A 17,520-nucleotide genomic window follows, 5' to 3' on the forward strand; every position below is an offset into this window, starting at 1 on the left:
AGCCCCCTTTTAATAAAATATATATTTTTAATACTTTAAATTATACATTTTATTACATTTATGTCAAGTTTTATTAAATATTAGCGATCTACTAAAAAGTATTAAAATATCATATCTAGGTTCCGTCGCTTCGCTCCAAGTCACCTTGCTATGATATTTTAATACTTCAAAACTGAAGGATGGAAATTATAAAAAGTTATTCACAGGGTAACATCTTTATAATTTCCTAAAGAGTAAAAAAGCGCAGCTTATAGCTGCGCATATTTTTTATTACTTATTTACTATTAAACATTCTCCAGTCATTTCAGCTGGTTTTTCTAGTCCCATTTCATTTAACATTGTTGGTGCTATATCAGCTAGCTTACCTTCTTTTAATGTTCTTCCTTCTGTGTTATTTGATACCCATAGGAATGGAACTGGATCTGTTGTATGAGCTGTAAATGGATTTCCTGTTGAAAAATCTATCATTGTTTCAGCATTACCGTGGTCAGCAGTTATGAATAATGTTCCGTCTTTTTCTAATATTTTATCTGCTACTTTTCCTAAGCATTCATCAACAGTTTCTATAGCCTTAACAGCTGCTTCCATTACCCCTGTATGACCAACCATATCTGGGTTAGCATAGTTTAGGATAATCATATCATACTTATCTGAATCTATTCTATTAATTAATTCATCTGTTACTTCATAAGCACTCATTTCTGGTTTTAAGTCATAAGTTGCAACCTTCGGAGATGCTATAAGAGCTCTATCTTCACCTGGGTTTTCCTTTTCTACCCCACCATTAAAGAAGAATGTAACGTGAGCATATTTTTCTGTTTCAGCAATTCTTAATTGATTTAAGCCTTTATTTGAAACATATTCACCTAAAGTATTGTTTATACTTTCTGGTCTGTATGCAACATTTACTCCTTCTAAAGTCTTATCATATTGAGTCATTGTAACAAATGTTAAGTTTAGTGTTTCTCTATTAAATCCAGTAAATTCTTTATCATTAATAGCTCTAGTTATTTCTCTAGCTCTATCAGGTCTGAAATTAAAGAATATTACAGAATCTCCATTTTTAATCATTCCATCTTTTTCTATAACAGCTGGTAAAACAAATTCATCTGTTTTGTTGTCATTATATGACTTTTCCATAGCTTCAACTGCTGAAGATGCCATTTCACCTTTACCAAGTACCATTGCATTATAAGCAAGTTCAACTCTTTCCCATCTATTATCTCTATCCATAGCATAGTATCTTCCAGCTATAGTAGCTATCTTACCTACACCAATTTCTTTCATATAATTTTCAAGTTCAACAATAAAGTCTTTTCCTGATGATGGTGGAACATCTCTTCCATCCATAAAGCAATGTACATATACTTTTGTTAATCCTGATTCTTTTGCTAAGCTTAATAATCCCTTTAAGTGATCAATATGTGAGTGAACTCCACCATCTGATAATAATCCCATTAAATGAAGTGCTGCATTATTTTCTTTTGCATTTTTAACTGCTAAAGTTAATGCTTCATTTTTAAAGAAACCACCTTCTGCAATTTCTTTAGTTATTCTAGTTAATTCTTGATATATAATTCTTCCAGCACCAATATTTAAGTGTCCTACTTCAGAGTTACCCATTTGTCCGTCTGGTAATCCTACATATAATCCACTTGCTTGTAATTGAGTGTGTGGATATTTTCCCATTAATTTATCGAAATTTGGTTTTTTTGCTGCTTCAACAGCATTTCCATCTGACTTTGGAGCTATTCCAAATCCATCTAATATCATTAACATTACAGGTTTCTTCGCCATAATTCCCTCCAAATTTTTTCAATCTATATTTGAAATAATATTGACAATAATAAATAATATAATATTATCTTTCTTTAATTTCACCTATATTATACTATATTTAATTCATATAAACAATAAATCTACCTATTAGTTAAACCTTTGCAAAAAATAATTATTTTTTAACTAATTTACTAAACTGTATAAATATATTTTAAATCATATTACATATAAAAGAAGGCTATTACCAAAATTAATTGGTAATAACCTTCTTTAAAATATTACTTTTTTTCTTTTTTCTTTCTTAACAAAATTACGCCAACAGCTACAATAATAACTGCTATAGTTGCTACTACAGCTGAAGAAATCATTGCACCTGTATTTGGTAAGTTAATGTCATCACTATCTTTTCCGACATTTGTGTTATTATTACTATTATTATCTTCACTAATACCACCACTATTACTACTATTCACATCATCTTTTTTATCATTTTCTGATAATGCTAAATTATTTATAGCATTCTTTAAACTTTTTTCTGCATCACTTACCTCTTCTTGTGTTGAATCTTCATTATCAAAAACTGTTTTGGCATTATTCAATACCTCATCCAACTTATTCCAAGATTCTAAAGTGTACTCTTCTTTATTTAATGATTCAGCTTTATTTATTAATTCATTAAGCTTATCCTTACTTGGTTTTAATCTCAAATTTAAATAAGCTCTCATCAGGTTATTATATGATTCATCCACTTCTTCTTGTATAACATCTTCATTTGTTAAAATATCCTTAGAATTCCTTAAATTATCTTGTAAGTTCTCCCAAGTTGTTTTAATATATATTGATTCTTCTAACTTCTCAATAACATTTACTAAATCTTTAAGCTTAATCTTATCTATATTCTTCTTTATCAGCTCATTTATTGCATTTTGTAAATCATGTGAAGCTTTTTCGACTTCATCTTTTAACGCATTTTCATCTTCATAAACAGCTTTAGCTAATTCTAATTTACCTTGTAATTTTACCCAAGTCTCTTCTGTATATTGCTTTTCATTTAATCCTTCAGCTAAGTCAATCATATCTTTTAATGCTTCTTTGTCACCCCTTTTATATTCAAGCATCCAAATTGCATTTATTAATCTATTAAATGATGCATCAACTTGAGCTTCAGTTGCGTCCGGGTCTGCTAATATTAATTTAGCCTCTTCTAATGCTTCATTAAATTCCTTTACTACAATTGGTACTACATCCTCTAATGCACCATCTAATTTTACTTCTTCTGCATACTCTACTGCATATTGTAATAAGTACTTATCTACTTCTACCTCTGGATTTTTTCTTTCTACATTTATTGTATATTTAACTTCTTTCAACCCATCTTCTGAATTAATAATTACTTCTATTAATTCATTGTTATTAACTGCATACTTAGATATTTCAGAACTTTTTACCTTGTATATAACTGTTGAGGATGCATTATTAGTTGCATCAACTGTAACACTTGGTAACTTTTCATCATGTTCAAGTATCAATGAATACTCTAATATATCCTGAACAAATCCTTCTAAATCTTTATCATTTACTTTTATTGTACTTACATCAAAATTAGTATTTGAAACCACCTTTTCTTCAAAGGCTTTTATTTCTGTTATAGCTAGTGCCATATTACTTTGAGCGATCATCTTAACTCTTAATGCATAAGTTTTTACTTTATCAAATGTATACACATTTGTACTTGATCCTGATATCTCTTCGGGATTTGTCACCAAATTAGTTACATTTATCCAGTTATTATCATCATTTAATGGAGAACTTTCTTCTTTAGCAACATGAGCTGGATTTTTAGGTAATGTTATTTCATCACCAACATAATATTGAATTACTACATTAGAAGGAATCTTTGTTCCACTATCTTCAAAATAGTCAATATTTAAGTTATCTATATATTTTTTCTCTGCTACTCCTGTTCCAAATATAATACCAACCCAGTCTGTTGTATTCATATTAGTTTTCTTCCAGTTACACCATCTATTATTAGTTGCATTTGGATTATGTTCAATCACATTATCATTTACCTTAGTTATACTATCCTTAGAAGATGATGAGACGCTAGTATCATTTGTATATGATGCTATAGCCATTGGTAAATCATATCCATTTCTAGCTCCTGCAATATTATCTCCAATTATACTTTCATTTGTAACTCTAACATTAGCCTTAGCTTCTATATCAATTCCTTCAACAACACCTATAATTGTAAATTCACCTTCATTATTTAATAATTCTTTATCATATTCATTCCAAATTACTGAACTATTTTTAACTGTTCCATCTGTACTATATACTTTTAAAGTAGTTGGTAAAGTAGGTTCTACTTTTATATTTGTAGCAACTGAAATATTTTCTACAGCTGAAACACCTTTTACAACTACCTTTGCGATAACCTTCAGCTCTTGACCTTCAACCGTACCATCTATTTCGAAAATACCATATTTATTATAATCTTCTTCATTTATTTTATTCCATTTAACCTTAACTTCTTTTGGTAATCCAATATCAAATGTTGCTTTAACTTTCTCTGGAAGTTTAGGAATTACTCCTTTTTCTGTTTCAACTAAAACTTTTTCATAAGAAATTATTGTTTTTTCTTCTGTATTTTCTAAAATAGTTGTACTTATTATATTAGTTTTCTTTGTAACACCTTTATATGTTACATCTGCATATATATCTATATCCCCAGATTTATATAAATATAACTTATTATCTATTATTTTAGCCTCTGCACCACTTTCTGATACTACATTATATTTAATATCTAAAAGATTCATATCTATACTATTTCCACTTTGCAATTTAGCATCGACTATTAAATCGATAATATTATCTTCAACTAATTCACCTTTTCCCAAAGAGATAGTTGCACTATTTAGAATTGGATCATTTTCTTTAAACTTTACATAATATGTCTTTTCCAATTTACCATCCTCTGCAATAACTAATATTTTAGTTGTTGAATTAGATGTTAGTGCTGGTATTACAAATATACTAGCATTATCTTTAGCCGTTGCTGTTACTTCTGGAATAACATTTCCATATGGTAGATTAATAGTATATGATTCTGTATTTTCGTTAAATCCTCCTATACTTTCTCCATTAATCCTTATTTCTTGTAGCAAAGCTGTCCCTTGAATTTTTAATACATTTGAATATACTAATAGTTCTGTTAACCCAACTGCTTTATTTTGTGATGTATCTTCTTTTAATAAAACTCTTACTTTATTAGTATTTACTGTTTCAAATGTTATTTCTTCTACTCCTATTCCTGTGAATTCATTCTTTTTACTTTGATTGCTAACTGGAACCCAATTTGAACCATCAAAGTATTCAACTATAATCTCACTTGGTAAAGCAACACCATAATCTGAATATAAAGCAATTCCAATCTTATTAATATAATATGATTCGCTAAATTCTATTCCAACATAATCATCAAAATCTTGACTTGATTTTCCCCAGTTTGTCCACCTATTTTTAGGGGTACTACTTTGAGATACTACTCCATCATTTATTGCGCTTACGGGATCTGATCCAGCATAAGTTGCAAATGCTTTAGGATATGTTGTACCATCATTTTTAGCAATATTGTTTTCTACTGAATTCTCAGAAACAACTACTATTGCTTTGGCTTTTAATGATGATAATCCTGTTACTAAGCCTTCAATCTCGATAGTTCCTACATTACTAACATCTTCTTTTGATAATTCTTTATCCCATTCTACTGGATATTTTTCAATACTTCCATCATTGAAAACTGCTGAAACCTCTGTTGGAAGAGATTCAACTATTCCAACAGGTACTAGTATTCTTGTATCTAAAATTCCTATTATACCTTTAACTATGACTCTAATTGATACAGTTATCTCACTACCATTTACCTTACCATTAACATTAAATACTCCTGCTTTTGAAAGCTTGTCAGTTGATACTTTATCCCATGTAACATCAACTTCTTGTTTTTCCTCATTTGCAAATACAGCTGTTACTGTACTAGGTAAATTTAATTCACCATTTATAGGTACTGTAACATCATTAACATCATATCCAACTATCTTATTTTCTTCTAAATCGCCTTCTTCTACTGTATATATATTAATACTGTCTGATGATAATCCATTACTATTTGCAGTTAATGTAAATGAACCTGCATCTTTTGTAGATTGTACAATTACTAGAGCTTTTCCACTAAAAGCTTGTCTTTTAGTATCCTTATATCTTTCCACACTTGCTGCATTTCCATTATCAACTCCAACTATCTTTCCATTTCCTGATATTTCAAAATCAATTAAATTATCAGCTGTTGGAACTAACGTACCATTTTCATCAACTATATCAACAGTTATATATGATAAATCATATCCATCTGCCTCTATAACTTGCCTATCAGCACTTAAATTTACCTTCTTTGCTTCATTTGCTGTTTTAACTATATCTCTTGCAATTTCTTTTCCATTTCCATCCTTCGCAACTGCTGTTATTTTTCCTGGCTTATATTCCACTTTAAACTCTAAATGAAGCTTTCCTTCTTCTGTCTCTTTATACTTACCATTATATCCAGCACTTGTTACTTCATATCTATCACTTGCAACTAATTCACCTAATTCTTCACTTTTTACATCTGAATTATAATATAAGTCAACACTATTTGCATTTGTATAAGCATACATTAAAATTTTATTACCATCTACTTTTATACTATCATCATTTTCCCAACTCCAATGAGGTAATAAATGCACCATTGGAGAATCTGACCATTGACTTTGATAAAAGTAGAAAATATCCTTTTCAAATCCTGCTGTATCTATAGCTCCAAAATATGACGATTTTGATGGATATGAACTATAGTATGGAGTTGGCTCACCTATATAATCAAATCCTGTCCAAATATATTCTCCTGCAATATATCCCCTATCCCTATCTCTTTTCCAAGCCTCTTCAGCAGTTTTTCCCCAACTAACATAATCATTATCATATGATGATTGTTGTAAATCTGGATACTTTGTCATTTGAGTTGATGTACCAGGATGTCTATAAATTCCACGACTTCTTGTTGCAGAAGAAGTTTCTGATCCATATAAATTCCAATCAGAATATTTACTATGGATTTTATCGTATTTATCTTCGGCATAATTAAAACCAACAAGATCCACAATCTTAGCAACTTCTTCATGTTGTCCTTCTCCAGTTCCCGATCTAAACTTATCTTCACCTATTGTTGTAGGTCTAGTTGAGTCGATCTCTTTTACCCATTTATTCAAATTTATAGCAGTTTGAACACCTTTTGTTTGAGATGTCTCCCGTATCTCATTTCCAATAGACCATGCTATTATACTTGGCGCATTTTTACCCCTATTAACCATTTGTTTTATATCAAATTCAGCCCATGTCATATCACTATGGATTGACTTTTGTTCAAAAAATCTTCCATAATCATACGTTTTCTTTCCACTATACCATGTATCAAAAGCTTCCTCTATTAAAAGTATTCCTTCTTCATTACAAATATCAATTAAATGTTGAGATGCCGGGTTATGTGTTACCCTTATAGAATTTACTCCCATCTCTTTTAATTTTTTAACTTGTCTTTTTATTGCTGCTTCATTATCAACTGCACCTAAAGACCCTTGGTCATGATGCATACAAACTCCTTCTAATTTCATTTGTTCTCCATTTAAATAGAAGCCATTATCACTTGTAAATTCAAACCATCTTATCCCAAACTCAGTTTCATATTCATCTACAACTTCATTGTTAATCATAACAGTTGTGACAATATTATATAGATATGGATTTATTGTACTCCAAAGTTGGGGGTTATTAACTACTATATCATCATTAAATTGAAGTTTATTTCCTTTAAGAACGATTTGTAAATTATTTTTTTCTGCTACCTTTTTACCTTCATTATCATAAATAGCTGATATAACTTGAACTTCTTTATCTACTGATTCCTCATTTACTATAGATGTCTTAACATTTACTGTAGCCATACCAGTAGAATATTCTTCTGATAAATTTGGAGTAGTTACATATGTTCCATATTGCTCTACATGAACTTTGTTTGTAATCGTTAACTTTACATCTCTATATATTCCGCTTCCAGAATACCATCTACTACTAGCTTGTTTATTGTTTACCTTTACAGCTATAACATTTTCTGTTACTCCATCACAAACTAAATTTTCTGTTATATCAAAAGAAAATGGTGTATATCCATAAGGATGATTTCCAACCTGAACTCCATTTACATAAACATAACTGTCCATATAAACTCCTTCAAAATCAATTGATATTTTTTTCCCTTCCATTTCAGAAGGTAAAGTAAACGTTTTTCTATACCATCCAGTTCCTCCATCTAAGTATCCACCCTCATGAGTTGATTCTGAATTTCTGTTAAAATCTAGCTCAATACTCCAATCATGTGGTAAACTTAACTTTTCCCAATTGCTATCATCAAAATTCTTTTCCTTCGCACCTTGAACATCCCCTAAGTTGAATACCCAGCCATCATTAAACAAAGTTGTTCTTTCAGAATTACTTTCTATAGTATTCATAGTAGCAATTTTTTTATTAACTGTTTCTGCAAATACTGTAATTCCTGAAGAATTTGTGATTAACAAAGTAGCCAAAATAGTACTTAGTATTTTCTTATATTTCATATTACTTATCCCCCTCATAATAATGAATTATATAGTAAGTTTACCTACTAACTTTTTTTATTTATATATTTTTAGTTAAATATTACCATATATGTTATATTATATTTGATAATTTATCTTTAATCCATATGAATTTATTCACTTTTTTATGAATTTTCTTAATATTAGATATATTTAAGAAAATAGTAAAATAAGTATAATGAAATTCCTACATTTATAAAATTTATTATAACAATAAAAAACTACGCAAAGTATAAGTTTAAATACTTTACGTAGTTTTAAAAACATTTAATAAAAGACTCCATAATAATTATCTTATAATTATTATAGAGTCTTCATTAATTAAAAGTTAACTATTTGCGAAAAATCAGCTGGAACTAAGCTAGCACCACCAACTAAAGCACCATCTATGTCAGACATAGCCATTTGATCTTTAATTGTATTTGGTTTAACTGATCCACCGTATTGAATTCTTACTTTATCAGCAACTTCTTTTCCAAACATTTCAGCAACAACGCCTCTTATAGCCATTATTGTTTCATTTGCTTGTTCGTTAGTAGCAGTTTTACCTGTTCCTATAGCCCAGATTGGTTCATAAGCTATAACAACTTTTTCAGCTAATTCTTTTGATAATCCTTCTAAATCAGCTTTGATTTGAGCTCCAACAACTTCATTAGTTGTTCCATTTTCTCTTTGCTCTAAAGTTTCTCCACAGCAAAGAATTGGAGTTAAGTTATGAGCAAATGCAGCCTTAACTTTTTTATTTAAAGCTTCATCTGTTTCATTGAAGTATTCTCTTCTTTCACTATGTCCTAAAACAACATAGCTAACTCCCATTGCTTCTAACATTCCTGGAGCAACTTCTCCAGTGAAAGCTCCTTTTTCTTCAAAGTGCATGTTTTGAGCAGCAACTTTTATATTTGATCCTTCTACTGCTTTTAATACAGCATCTAAGCAAACAAAAGTAGGACATACTACAACATCACATGTAGCATTAGCTACTAATGGTTTTAATTCTTCTACAACTTTTACAGCTTCTGCTGGAGTATAATGCATCTTCCAGTTTCCAGCTATTATTGGTTTTCTCATTTAAATCACCTCATATTTAAATTAAAAATGAAGAATTAAGAATGAAAAATTAATGAAATTATTCAACAAAGTTGAATAATAAAATCAATTCCATAACTCCACCTAAGTGGAGTTATCTCCTTAATTCTACATTATTCATTATTCATTTTACATTTAACAAATAGGTTTTGTTAATGAAGCTCCTTCTCACATTCGTTTCAAATTAGTAAGTTAACCTTGCTAAATCAAAGATTTAGAGGCTTACTTATTGTTAAGTGCTTCTATTCCTGGTAAAGCCTTACCTTCTAAGAATTCTAGAGAAGCTCCACCACCTGTTGAGATGTGAGTCATCTTATCTCCAAATCCTAAGATATTAACAGCTGCAGCTGAGTCTCCTCCACCGATAACTGTTGTTGCATCTGCATCAGCCATAGCCTTAGCAACTGCAATTGTTCCTTTGTTGAAGTTTTCGAATTCGAATACTCCCATTGGTCCGTTCCATATAACTGTTTTAGCATCTTTAATTGCATCTGCATATAAAGTTTCAGTCTTAGGTCCAATATCTAATCCCATGCTTCCTGCTGGAATGTTTTGATCTTCTGTAACTACTGGTTCTACATCTTTGAATTCTGTAGCAACTCTGTGGTCAACTGGTAATAAGAATTTAACTCCCTTTTGAGCTGCCTTTTCAATCATTTCTTTAGCATAGTCAATTCTATCTGCTTCTACTAAAGATGATCCAACTTCATATCCTTGAGCTTTTAAGAATGTGTAAGCCATTCCTCCACCGATGATTAATGTATCAACTTTTTCTAATAAGTTGTTGATAACAGCTATCTTATCTGAAACTTTAGCTCCACCTAATATAGCAACGAATGGTCTAACTGGATTGTTAACAGCTTCTCCTAAGAATTTTAATTCTTTTTGAATTAAGTATCCACATACAGCTGTATCTAAGAATTCAGTAACTCCAACTGTTGAACAGTGAGCTCTGTGTGCTGTACCAAATGCATCATTTACAAATATATCAGCTAATGAAGCTAATTCTTTTGAGAATTCTTCAACATTCTTAGTTTCTTCTTTTCTGCATCTTGTATTTTCTAATAATACAACATCTCCATCTTTCATTGCTTCAACAGCCGCTCTAGCATTTGCTCCTACAACTTCTTCATCTCTTGCAAATACTACTTCTTTGTTTAGCATTTCGCTTAATCTCTTAGCAACTGGAGCTAATGACTTAGATGCATCTTTTCCTAAGTGTGAACAAAGGATAACTTTAGCACCATTGTTTATTAAGTAATTGATTGTTGGTAAAGCACCATTTAATCTGTTTTCATCAGTTATAACTCCATCCTTTAATGGAACATTGAAGTCACATCTTACTAAAACCTTTTTACCTTTAACATCTATATCTTCGATAGTTTTCTTATTAAAGCTCATTGATTTCACCTCTTAATTTATTTTTAATTGAAACTCTTAAAAGTTTCATTTTATATAATTAAACTTTTATTGAAAACAATAAATGCTTAATTTAAAAGTGGCCTGGCCTCATAGATTTTCTATAAAACCAGACCAACATTTAATGTCATATTCTAAGTATTTACTTAACTATTTAATTATCTAGTTACGAAGTACTTTAAAGTTCTGATTAATTGGTTAGTGTATGACATTTCATTGTCGTACCAAGCAGCAACTTTAACTAATTGCTCATCTCCAACTGTCATAACTTTAGTTTGAGTTGCATCGAATAATGAACCGTAAGTGATTCCGATAACGTCTGATGAAACTATTTCATCTTCAGTGTATCCAAATGATTCGTTAGCAGCAGCAGCCATAGCAGCGTTGATTTCTTCTACAGTTGCTTTCTTGTCTAAAGTTACAACTAATTCAGTTAATGAACCTGTAGTAACTGGAACTCTTTGAGCACCACCATCTAATTTTCCTTTTAATTCTGGAATAACTAAACCAATTGCTTTAGCAGCTCCAGTTGAGTTAGGAACGATGTTTGCAGCAGCAGCTCTACCTCTTCTTAAATCGCCTTTTCCGTGAGGACCATCTAATGTATTTTGGTCATTAGTGTAAGCGTGGATTGTAGTCATGAATCCTTTTTGGATTCCGAACTTATCGTTTAATACTTTAGCCATTGGAGCTAAGCAGTTTGTAGTACATGAAGCACCTGAAATAACTGTTTCAGTACCATCTAATATATCATTATTTACGTTGAATACAACTGTCTTTAAGTCGCCAGTTGCAGGAGCTGAGATAACAACTTTCTTAGCACCAGCTTCTAAATGTAAACCAGCTTTTTCTTGAGAAGTGAAGAATCCAGTACATTCTAAAACTACGTCAACGTTTAATTCTTTCCATGGTAAGTCAGCAGGATTTCTTTCTGCAGTAACTTTAATTTCTTTTCCGTTAACTACGAAAGCTCCTTCTTTAACTTCGATTTCTCCGTTGAATCTTCCTTGTGAAGAATCATATTTAAATAAGTGAGCTAAAGTCTTAGCATCAGTTAAATCGTTGATTGCTACCACGTTGAATTCTGGGTTTTCAATCATTAATCTTAATGCTAATCTTCCTATTCTACCAAAACCATTAATTGCTACATTTACCATTTGCAATTACCTCCTAAAAATAGTTATATTTAAAATTTTTAAAATTTTAAGCTTATTCAGTATGATCCTTAATAAACTCCATAATTTTTCGTCCAGCTGCTTCATCTGTTACTAAAACTGCATTATGATTATTCATCATAGTTGCAATAATAGCATCAACTTTATTTTCCCCAGCTGCCACTGCAATATGTGTGTTAATTTTTCTTGCTTCATTAATATTTATTCCAATTGAAGTATTTTCTGATACTACATGTGAATCTTTGTTAAAATAACATCCGAAGGCTTCTCCAATAGCTCCAAGAGATTTTAGTTTATCATATTCATCCTTTGAAACATCTCTTTTCTCTGCCATAACTAAAGCTTCTCCAATTCCATATATTAAAATATTTGCTTTATGTATGTTATCTATTACTTCTTTTATCTCTTTTTCTTTTAATAAAGTATCTAAAAGATTTAAACTAAGATTTTCTGGAATATGAAGCAATTTATAAGAACCATTTAATTTTTTTGCTAAAGATGCTGCTAAAGTGCTTGCTTGAATTTCAACTTTTCTTCCCATACCGCCTCTAGCTGGTACAACAAGAATATTTGAAAGACTATTCATCTTTGGCATTGCTTCTACAAACTCTTTAATAGTATTTCCACCTGTTATAGCTATTATGTTATCATTTTCTATTATTGATTTTAAATATTGAGCTGTAGCTTTTCCAATTTCTTTTAATATTGTTTGATTTTTTTCAACATCTCCTGGAACAATTACTACATTTTTTAACCCTAGGAAGGATCTTATGTTTTCTTCAATGTCTGATAAGCCTTTAATTTCATGAATAAAATCTTTAAGCTTACCAACTATTTCTCGCCCCTCCTCAGTCACTGTCATCCCCGGAGTATTAATTTCAATTAAATTTTGAGATTTTAAAAAATTAATTTCTGTTCTAACTATTCTTTCTCCAAGATCTAATTGATTTGCTAAAACACGTCTTCCAATAGGTTGATTGTAATATATAGTCCTAAGAATACTATATCTTTTTTCCAGGACTTCTACAAGTTCAGGAACTATTTTTTTCTGTAAAGACAATATTTCCTGCACATCCAACCCTCCTCTTTGGTCTAAAAAGGTCCCGCATATTATTTATGTGTCCCACATTTATTATTATAAAACACTTCTATAAATTTTAAAAGTACTTTCTTTAAACTTTTCCAAAACTTTTTACAAAATTTAAGTGTTTTACGTTTAAAAAGGAAAGTTAATACAAAATAAAGTTCTTTATTTAACTTTCCTATTTTAAATAAATTTTATTCTATTCTTTTTCTTTTGCTTGAAGATTTTATTCCAAGTTCTTCTCTATACTTAGCTACCGTTCTTCTAGATATATTTAAATTCTTTTCATTTAAGTAATCACAAATAGCTTGATCTGACATAGGTTTCTGCTTATCTTCCTTATCAATTATATCTTTTATATTATTTTTAATATTAACTACTGCAACTTCTTCTCCTTGACTTTTATTAACACTTAGGCCTGTAGTAAATAAATCTTTTATTTTTACTGTACCAAAGCTAGTTAATATATACTTGTCCTTAATAGCTCTACTTACTGTAGACTCGTGAATTCCAAGCATCTCTGCCATTTCTTTTAATGTCATTGGCCTTAAATACTTTTGTCCCTTATCAAAGTACTTTTCTTGCTTTTCAACTATCTTTTCTAATATTCTAAGTAGTGTACTTTTTCTTTGCTCAATACTTTTTATTAAAAACATTGCACTATTTAATTTTTCTTTAACATAATTTTCTGTATTTTTATCTTCCTTGTTATTTAATACTTCTTTATATATATTACTAATTGATAACTTAGGTATAACTCCATCATTCATGACTACAAAATACTGCCCATCAATTTTTCTAATAGCTGCATCTGGTATTATAAATTTAACCTCATCCCCAGTATAAAAACCCCTTGATGGTTTAGGTTCTAGATTTCTTATTATATCTCCTAAATCTTGGGCTTCTTTTGGAGTAATTTTTAAATTCTTTGCAATTACATTAAATTTATTATCTGCAATTAAATCTAAATATTCATTAATAATTATCTCTAAATTATCATCTAATGACCCTTTTTTTATTAATTGTATTTTTAAACATTCCTTTAAATCCCTAGCCCCTATTCCGTCTGGATCTAGGTCTTGAAGGATTTCTAAGGCATCTTGTCCTAACTCAGTAGAAATATTTAATTCGTTACAAATATCTTCTAGAGACATATCTAAATATCCTCTACTATCTATATTTTCAATCATGTAATAAACTATAGCCTTCTTGTATTCATCCTCTTCACTTTCAATTAGTTGCTCTTTTAAATACTCAGTTAAAGATTCTTTTTCTGAAATAAAATTAAATGGTGACACATCATCTTCCTTATTATATTCACCATAACTTTGAGATCCATAATTATCAAATTCTAAGTATTTAATCATTTCTTTATAATCAATTTTATCATCATATTTTTTATCGTCTTGAACAAAATCAAAATTTCCTTCAAGAATTGGATTTTCTAAAAACTCATTTTCTATATAATCTCTTAAATCATAAGTTGACATTTGAAGTAGCTTTATAGAAAGCTGCATTTCCTGAGTCATTATTAATCTTTGTTCTTGAGTAAGATTTAAATTAAAATCTAATTTCATAAAGTAACACCTTCATTCAATAAACTACAACTTTTACTTTTTAATTAATAATATGTACTTATCCTCACTACTAGTATATACAAAAAGTAAACGTTATAGCAAGTCTCAATATTTCTTTTATTCAATTAATTCAAAATTATAAAAAATAAGAGCATTGTTTTTCTGAAACAAGCTCCTATTTTTGTATTATTATAACAAATTATTCACTTAAATAAAATAAACCACAAGCTCCAAGACCCGAATGGATACCAACAGCACAACCTGGTGTAGTTTCTATATAATTAATATTATTTTCATCTAAATACTTTTTAAGTTCAGCTTTAATTTCTGGACTTCCTATTTCAATTAGCATAACAGGTTCATTTTTGTCTGCATTAGAATTTTCAAAATCAGAAATTATCTTCTTTACAACTTTTTTATTTCCTCTAACTTTATCCTTTGCTACCATCATTCCATTTTCAAATCCAATTATAACCCTAAGACCTAAAGCAGTTCCGATAACTCCTGCAGTCTTAGAAATTCTTCCACCACGTACTAGGTTTTCCAAAGATTCAAAGCATAATGACGCAGTCATCCTAGGTATCATTTTTTCAATTTCTGTTTTTATTTCTTCTGGACTTAATCCCTTATCTCTAAGTTCACAAGCCTTTAAAACAAAAAAGCCTTGTGCAGATGTTATAACTTGTGTATCTATTATAGTTATATCCTCTGATCCAATCATTTCTTTTGCTATATTAGCTGAGTTATAAGTTCCACTCATATTTGAAGACATAAGTACTGCTACTACTTTGTATCCTTCATTTAAGGCATTTCTAAAGTATTCTTCAAATCTATTTGGAGTTATTTGTGCAGTAGTTGGTAAAACTCCCTCTTTTTCAATTTTATCTAGCATTTCTTCTAGATTAATTTCTTCTCTATCTATATAGCTTTTATCTCCAAAGTTAATTAATGCTGGTAATATATCAATATTATTCTTTTGAATCAATTCTTCTGGAATGTCTAAACAACTATCCGTCAATATTTTAATCTTTTCCATTATTATTCCCCCTAGTTATTTCATTTCAGGAAAACCAATCTGTCTTAATGCTTCATATGCAATAATTGCTACTGTATTAGAAAGATTTAAGCTTCTTGTGCTAGTTTTTATCATTGGTATTCTTATTCCTTCATGAGCATTATGTACTTCCTCTGGAACTCCTGAAGTTTCTCTTCCAAACATTATAAAATCTCCTTCTTTAAACGAAACTTCATCGTAATGCTCTCCTCCATGTGTAGTAGCTAAGAATATTCTTTCATTTCCATACTTTTTCATAAAATCTTCATAGCTTTCATGAATTTCTAATTTCAATTCACTCCAATAATCTAGACCTGCTCTTTTTACTTGCTTATCATCTATTTTAAATCCCATAGGTTTAATTAAATGTAATGTTGAATTAGTCAAAACACAAGTTCTTGCAATATTCCCTGTATTTTGAGGTATTTCTGGTTGATATAAAACTATATTTAAATTCATTATAAAACCTCCATATAAAAAAGTAAGATGCAATCACCTTACTTAATTAATACCATATAACAAATAATACTATATGGAAACTTATTAGTCAAAGTCATTTATACTTTATTAACAGAATATTTTCTTATACATTAAAAATTTTCTTTATTGCCTTTGCAACTCCATTGTCTTTATTAGTATCAGTGATATAATCTGCTAATTTTTTTACTGGCTCTATTGCATTTCCCATAGCAACCCCTAACCCAGCATACTCAATCATAGATATATCATTTTCATTATCACCTATACATACTATTTCATTTCTTTTAAATCCATAATAATCAGCTAAAGCTTTTACAGCTTTTCCTTTTGAAACCCCTTTATTGTTAATTTCTACACTCCTAGAGCCTGCTCCAAAGTATACTACACAATCAAGATTATCTAGTTCTTTTTTTAAAGCAATAATTTTTTTAGGCTTACTTGAAAAAGCAATGCATTTTGTAATTTTACCATTAGTCCTTCTAAAAAATTCTTTCCATTTTTCTAAATCTTTTATAACATGATAATTTATCTTTAAATCATCATACCCAACTTGCTTAGTCATATATAATTTAGTTACAACTTTCGTTAGTTCACTTCCACAATAAATCCCATCCAAAGTGTAAAAATGAAAAATAAACTTCATTTTATATAACATTTCAATTAACTTTATACATTCCTCAGTCCTTATTGGATTTTCATATATTACTTTATTAGTATATTTTTCTCTAACAATAGCCCCATTTGCAGCAATAACAGGGGATTCAACTCCAAGAAGATGAGAATAATAAGCTGCATTATTGTATATTCTTCCTGTAGTTATAACTATCTCTACACCTTTTTCATGAATTTCTTTTATAACTTCTTTGCTTTCTTTAGATATTTTTCTTCCTTTTCCAAGTAAGGTTCCATCCATATCAATACAAACCATCTTGTACTCCATAAAATACTCCTTTTCCAACTTCATTATATTAATAATATCATTTGCAAAAGTATTCGACAATAAACTTAAGAATAAATAAAGTAAAAAACATTTTACAAATGTAAAATGTTTTTTATCAGACTGCTGACAAAGTGTCAGCAGTCTTTAATTTTATACAAATATGTAATATAATTTAAAATATATTAATTTATT

10 protein-coding genes are annotated in these 17,520 nt (G+C 29.5%); all 10 read right to left on the minus strand.

Features of this window, described 5'->3' with window-relative positions; genetic code table 11:
* Positions 1–270 precede the first annotated feature (270 nt).
* Positions 271–1,797 (minus strand): 2,3-bisphosphoglycerate-independent phosphoglycerate mutase, encoded by a 1,527-nt coding sequence (gpmI, locus tag ACQPVP_RS15260; RefSeq protein ID WP_430851377.1) that lies wholly within the window; start codon positions 1,795–1,797, stop codon positions 271–273.
* A 260-nt stretch (positions 1,798–2,057) separates the two neighbouring features.
* Complete coding sequence (locus tag ACQPVP_RS15265; protein ID WP_430851379.1) at positions 2,058–8,492, minus strand: Ig-like domain-containing protein; 6,435 nt, start codon at positions 8,490–8,492, stop codon at positions 2,058–2,060.
* Positions 8,493–8,834: 342 nt separating this feature from the next.
* A complete protein-coding gene (gene tpiA / locus ACQPVP_RS15270; protein ID WP_430851381.1) occupies positions 8,835–9,581 on the minus strand; it encodes a triose-phosphate isomerase in 747 nt (248 codons plus the stop codon).
* A 240-nt stretch (positions 9,582–9,821) separates the two neighbouring features.
* Positions 9,822–11,000, minus strand: coding sequence for a phosphoglycerate kinase (locus ACQPVP_RS15275; protein WP_430842267.1), 1,179 nt, complete (start codon positions 10,998–11,000; stop codon positions 9,822–9,824).
* A gap of 176 nt (positions 11,001–11,176) precedes the next feature.
* Positions 11,177–12,175 carry a type I glyceraldehyde-3-phosphate dehydrogenase gene (gene gap / locus ACQPVP_RS15280; protein WP_430851383.1) on the minus strand — a complete coding sequence of 333 codons (999 nt, stop codon included), beginning with the start codon at positions 12,173–12,175 and terminating at the stop codon, positions 11,177–11,179.
* A gap of 52 nt (positions 12,176–12,227) precedes the next feature.
* Complete coding sequence (locus tag ACQPVP_RS15285; RefSeq protein WP_430851385.1) at positions 12,228–13,265, minus strand: sugar-binding transcriptional regulator; 1,038 nt, start codon at positions 13,263–13,265, stop codon at positions 12,228–12,230.
* Between the two features lie 206 nt (positions 13,266–13,471).
* Positions 13,472–14,854: an RNA polymerase factor sigma-54 gene (gene rpoN / locus ACQPVP_RS15290; protein WP_430851387.1), complete on the minus strand. Its 1,383-nt coding sequence runs from the start codon at positions 14,852–14,854 to the stop codon at positions 13,472–13,474.
* 199 nt (positions 14,855–15,053) lie between these two features.
* Entirely contained in the window at positions 15,054–15,890 is an 837-nt protein-coding gene (locus ACQPVP_RS15295; protein WP_430851389.1) for a DegV family protein, read from the minus strand.
* A gap of 15 nt (positions 15,891–15,905) precedes the next feature.
* The gene (gene trmL, locus ACQPVP_RS15300; RefSeq protein ID WP_430851391.1) at positions 15,906–16,367 is read right to left on the minus strand and encodes a tRNA (uridine(34)/cytosine(34)/5-carboxymethylaminomethyluridine(34)-2'-O)-methyltransferase TrmL; all 462 of its coding nucleotides are present in this window, start codon (positions 16,365–16,367) and stop codon (positions 15,906–15,908) included.
* Positions 16,368–16,491: 124 nt separating this feature from the next.
* Positions 16,492–17,328 carry a Cof-type HAD-IIB family hydrolase gene (locus ACQPVP_RS15305; protein WP_430851393.1) on the minus strand — a complete coding sequence of 279 codons (837 nt, stop codon included), beginning with the start codon at positions 17,326–17,328 and terminating at the stop codon, positions 16,492–16,494.
* Positions 17,329–17,520: the final 192 nt, after the last annotated feature.

This window comes from Clostridium nigeriense, assembly GCF_050585265.1.
Taxonomy (GTDB): domain Bacteria; phylum Bacillota; class Clostridia; order Clostridiales; family Clostridiaceae; genus Clostridium; species Clostridium nigeriense_B.